6 protein-coding genes and 2 pseudogenes are annotated in these 4,651 nt (G+C 24.3%); 7 read left to right on the forward strand and 1 reads right to left on the reverse strand.

Going from position 1 to position 4,651, the window contains the following annotated elements; translation table 4 throughout:
• Positions 1-251: 251 nt before the first annotated feature.
• The 7 genes and pseudogenes from C6B38_RS08855 (at position 252) to C6B38_RS08880 (ending at position 4,342) form a co-directional block, all read left to right on the forward strand.
• Positions 252-443 (forward strand): DUF2649 family protein, encoded by a 192-nt coding sequence (locus C6B38_RS08855; protein WP_105299350.1) that lies wholly within the window; start codon positions 252-254, stop codon positions 441-443.
• Positions 443-1,456, forward strand: a complete 1,014-nt coding sequence (locus C6B38_RS08860) for a hypothetical protein (protein ID WP_105299351.1) — start codon at positions 443-445, stop codon at positions 1,454-1,456. The genes C6B38_RS08855 and C6B38_RS08860 overlap by 1 nt, the downstream gene beginning before the upstream one ends.
• Positions 1,449-1,856, forward strand: coding sequence for a hypothetical protein (locus tag C6B38_RS08865; protein WP_105299352.1), 408 nt, complete (start codon positions 1,449-1,451; stop codon positions 1,854-1,856). The genes C6B38_RS08860 and C6B38_RS08865 overlap by 8 nt, the downstream gene beginning before the upstream one ends.
• A 5-nt stretch (positions 1,857-1,861) precedes the next feature.
• A complete protein-coding gene (locus tag C6B38_RS12490) occupies positions 1,862-2,017 on the forward strand; it encodes a hypothetical protein (protein WP_443028763.1) in 156 nt (51 codons plus the stop codon).
• Positions 1,990-2,079, forward strand: coding sequence for a hypothetical protein (locus C6B38_RS12495; RefSeq protein ID WP_443028762.1), 90 nt, complete (start codon positions 1,990-1,992; stop codon positions 2,077-2,079). Before C6B38_RS12490 ends, C6B38_RS12495 begins: the two co-directional genes overlap by 28 nt.
• 11 nt (positions 2,080-2,090) lie before the next feature.
• Entirely contained in the window at positions 2,091-2,336 is a 246-nt protein-coding gene (locus C6B38_RS08875) for a hypothetical protein (RefSeq protein ID WP_199558627.1), read from the forward strand.
• A pseudogene (locus C6B38_RS08880) lies at positions 2,336-4,342 on the forward strand (spiroplasma phage ORF1-like family protein). The gene C6B38_RS08875 and the pseudogene C6B38_RS08880 overlap by 1 nt, the downstream one beginning before the upstream one ends.
• A gap of 11 nt (positions 4,343-4,353) precedes the next feature.
• On the opposite strand, the pseudogene C6B38_RS10720 reads toward C6B38_RS08880, so the two are convergent.
• Positions 4,354-4,651 (reverse strand): annotated as a pseudogene (locus C6B38_RS10720) (DUF3688 family protein); the annotation flags it as partial.

The raw sequence follows: 4,651 nt of genomic DNA on the forward strand, positions 1-4,651 counted from the left end.
GATTGATTTATTAATATAACTAAGTGAAACAAAACAAGGACAACACCTTTACTAAGTTAGTATGTGTATTATTTACTAATTTCTTAATTTAATATGGTTTTTTTCAGAAAGGAAACAACTTTTTTATTATTTTAAAAATTATAAATATATAAAGATGCTGTCCTTGTTTTGAATCAATTAGTTATTTTAGGTTTTTTCAAATAAAAAAACCATTTTAGTAAATGGTTTAATTATTCTTATTTAATTTCTTTATATTTTTATACCCTACTTTTTTTATACAGTCTATTTTGTTTATAGATAAAACGAATGTTGAAAGTATTACAATGTGGAATTTAACACAAAATGAATATTTAACTTTGATGGTTGGTGTTTGAATTGTGATTTTGTTTTTAACTTGGTTTTTCTTGTGAATGGTTTTTAAAATAGTTGGGTATTTTAAATAATGAAAAAATTTATATTTTTCTTTAAAAACTATTGTTATATTAGTGGTTCAATGCTTTTGTTTAGTTTAATTGATTTATTACTTTGGATAATTTCTTTGTATTGTGTTGGTTTAGTATTTTGAATATTATTTGCTTTGCAATGTGTATATTTTGTGTGATGATTGTGAAAAAATATTTTTTATCAGTTAAATTCTTTTCGGTTAGTAAATTTTGTTTGAGATAATTCGTTATCGGTAATTATTGGTAAGTTAGGAACTGGTAAAACATTACTTTTAACTTATTTGTCGCAAACTATGAAATTATTGACAGATGAAATTTATAGTAATTATCCGTTAGAAGATGATAAAGTTAAAGTTTTAACATTTAAAAATTTAGATTTTACAGATAGAACAAAACCGGTTCCCCCAGATGATAGTGTTATTTTATTTGATGAAAGTTATTTGTATATTGATGGAACTAGTCCTCATGATGAGAAAAAAGTTCATAGTGGTAAAATACCGTGAATTGTTTTAGCGAGACATTTTGGKAATCGTGCGTTGTTTACTGCTMAGCGTGARGGTATGATTTGAAACAATATTTGCCAGTTAGCAAGTGGGATTATTATTCCAATTTCATTGAAAAAACCCGTTGCTAAAAAAGGATTTAATTTTTTTAATCGTTTCTTTATTATGCGAATTGGGATTTTCCAAGATATAACGGATTATGAAATTTGAAAAACAAAATCAGTAGAACGAACAGYAGAAGGYAAAAGAGCAAAACATAMGTCGGATGTTGGGTTAGGAATTCGGTTTTTTAAAATAATAATTCCCCTTGAATTCGCTAATAAGTATGATAGTCAATGGTTAAAGTTTGTGCGTGATTTAAAGAATGACGAAGTTGTTGATAAAAAAGAATATTATTGGTCAGAAATTACAAAGTTAAGTGTTAAAGAACGATTAGAATTGTTTGATATTGATATTTTGAAAAAGAATTTAAAACCTAAAAAAGAGAAAGGAAATGGTAAAGATGATTAATTTATTAGTTAAAAATAATAATAGTAATTGAGATAAGATTTTTAGTTTTGTTTTTGATATATTTTTGTTTATTTTTGATGTAATTTGAAATACAAAATTACCGATGACAAATATATCTATTGCTTATTTTTTAGTTTTTTTTATGGTTATTAAGTTATCTATTTATGCAATTCACGGCACATCAACACAATATAATAATTTAGGTTCGACAGTTAATAATGGTGTTTCGCAAGTATATTCGTCAACTGTACGAAAAGGTATTAATGTTGGTAAAAATGTTTATCAAAATAGTAATAAGCAGCAAGTTGAAAAAGAACTTAAACGACAAAGTATTAGATATCAAGCAAAAAATATTAGAAGTACTAAATTTAAAGGAGATAAAAAGTATTGATTAAATTAGCTTTATTGTTTGCGGCAATCGCGATATTTGGAACTGGTTTTATTACTGTTATTATTAATCAATTTACATCGGCAAAAATATTATTATGGATTTATATAATTCTGATACTTAGTTGATTTGATTATTTGGGAGAATGGCAGTTTTGTTTAGTCATCCGTTAATGTTAACGATATCAAGTTTATATATTGTTGGGTTTATTGTTTCAAAAACATTGTATAGTTAGGAGTTAAGTTTATGAAAATTAAAATTTTAAAGTTTTTAAAAGAAAAATGATGAGAAATATTAGTATATATTTTAGTTGTTGGTTTTGGTTTTTCTTTATTTATTGGGTCAATTTACGATAAATGAGATAGATTAATTAATGAATTTGGCATTTTATTTTGATATATGTTATTTGCAAATTTGTTTTTTTGATTTGAATTAGTTTGATGTATTTTATTTATAATTAATTTTAAAAATAAGAAAGGTGGTAAAGAATAATGCGTAATTTATCATATTTATTTGCCATATTTATTTTAACTTTTTTGGATTTGGTTATTCCATTTATTACTTTAACGGCGTTTAGACCCTTAAATGAGGAGCATTATACGCTTAAACAAGAGAAAAAAAAGTACTCATGAAGGTATTAATGAAACTGATTTTATTAATACAATGTTTTTACGTAGCAGTTTTTTTGAAAATTGGTCGGAAACAAATTACTTTATTAATCCAACTTTAAAAACATCAAAAAATTTATTGTTTAATGATAAATGGTATTTAGATTTTTTACAAGATAGTTATTCAACCGGAGTTGTTTATGATAAACCTAATGAAATATTTTTGAATTATTATCGACAATGACATAGTTTAAAAAATCCGTATATGGTTGAAAAATTTTATGATGTTAAAAAAGAGAATTTTTTGAATGATTTAACTGATTTTATTTATTCTTTTGCCGTAAAATATCAGTTGTTTGATGTATCGAAAGAAATTGTGGAAAATGTTGAGCGTTATAAAGAAAATCATTATCCAAGAGTTAAGTTAAACCAAGATAATTGAAAATTAATTGGTAATAAAGATGAAAAAGATATTAATAAAAATAATTATTGAGATATCAGTAATAAATGATATTTTACAGAAAGCGAATTATGATATTTTAATAAATTTTATATAATAATTTGAAAAGATGGTTCAAATTATAAGATTTCAAATTCTCAAGGATTACATGGTACATATACCAATTTAAAAGCAGTTTATCGTTGAGATGGTAATGGTGAACCACAATTACCAACCATTGATAAAAACACTGGTGAAATTACTGATTGAAATAGTTATCAACAAACTCGCGTAAAAGAATTTATTGATTTATCTTTATATTCTGTTTTGCAGGAAAATATTAGAGTTCAGCAAGGTGGTAGTGGGGATTATGAAAATCCGAATAAGGTTGGAACAAAGCGGATAATTTTTGATTTAGAGACGGTTGATGAATTGGATGTTGAAAATATTAAAAAAGCAATTTATCGAATGATTTTGACTGTTGATGAAGCAAATACAATTATTTCGGGTAGTTTAGAGTTAAATAATGTTAATAATGATGATTTAAGTTTTAATTTTAGTTTTATGCGAATGGGAATGGGTGAAGTTTTTAATTTTAATGGTTTAATTTATTTATCATTAAATAGTAAAGATTTAAAATATTATCAACAGTTTAGCGGTCAGTTTGATTTATCTAAGTTTTTACAGTCGTTTTTTGCAACTGCGTTGGTGCCGGTATTTCAAAATCGTAGTTCGTTTATTGAAAATGGGTATATTGATAATTTACAATATGATACTGTTTTAGTTAATTTTTTTGCGTTGAAATTGCAAAATTTTAATAATATTTTATTGAGTGAAAATATTAACGATAATTTACAATTTGATAAATTATTAAATAGTATGTTTAAGATTTCACAAAAATTTTATACTAATTATTTACGCACGATTTTTGATTTAGAAAATAATACTTATGTTCAAGGTTATAATAAAAAATATGGTTTATTAGTAAATAATGGTTTTAAAATTTATCCACGATATTTTTATTTTTCAGATAAATATAAATTGAAGAACAAAAAATCCGTTATAATGTTTTTGAATTACAAGCACAAAGAGAGAATGATGTGTACCGATATTATGATTTTAATTTTGGGATTTATAATTGACAAGAGATTAATAATGGTGGTTTGCTCCCCGATAAACAATGATTTCAAGTGGAATATATAACTCCTAAAGGTTGATGAGATTTAGAAACTCACATTAAAAATGCGGTGATTTAAATTGTTAACACTATTCCTGGTGTTAAACAAGTTAATGAGTTAGCGAGTGGTGTTGGAAAGGTTTTTGAAACAGTATATAGTTTTTTTAGTCAAATATTTGAGGTATGAAAATTTAATCCAGCGTTGTATAGTACAATAACAAATATCTTTTTATTAATTATTTTACATTATGCGAAATTTGTGCGATTAATATAAAAAAGGAACTGTTATTCAGTTCCTTTTTGTTCTTTTCAATTTATAATTTTACCGGTGTTTTTGTCGATAGTTGGTAATTGTGGTTCACCAGTACCATCTCAACGATAAACTGCTTTTAAATTGGTATATGTACCATGTAATCCTTGAGAATTTGAAATCTTATAATTTGAACCATCTTTTCAAATTATTATATAAAATTTATTAAAATATCATAATTCGCTTTCTGTAAAATATCATTTATTACTGATATCTCAATAATTATTTTTATTAATATCTTTTTCATCTTTATTACCAATTAATTTTCAATTA

The organism is Spiroplasma sp. ChiS, from assembly GCF_002968355.1.
GTDB classification, from domain to species: Bacteria; Bacillota_I; Bacilli_A; order Mycoplasmatales; family Mycoplasmataceae; genus Spiroplasma; species Spiroplasma citri.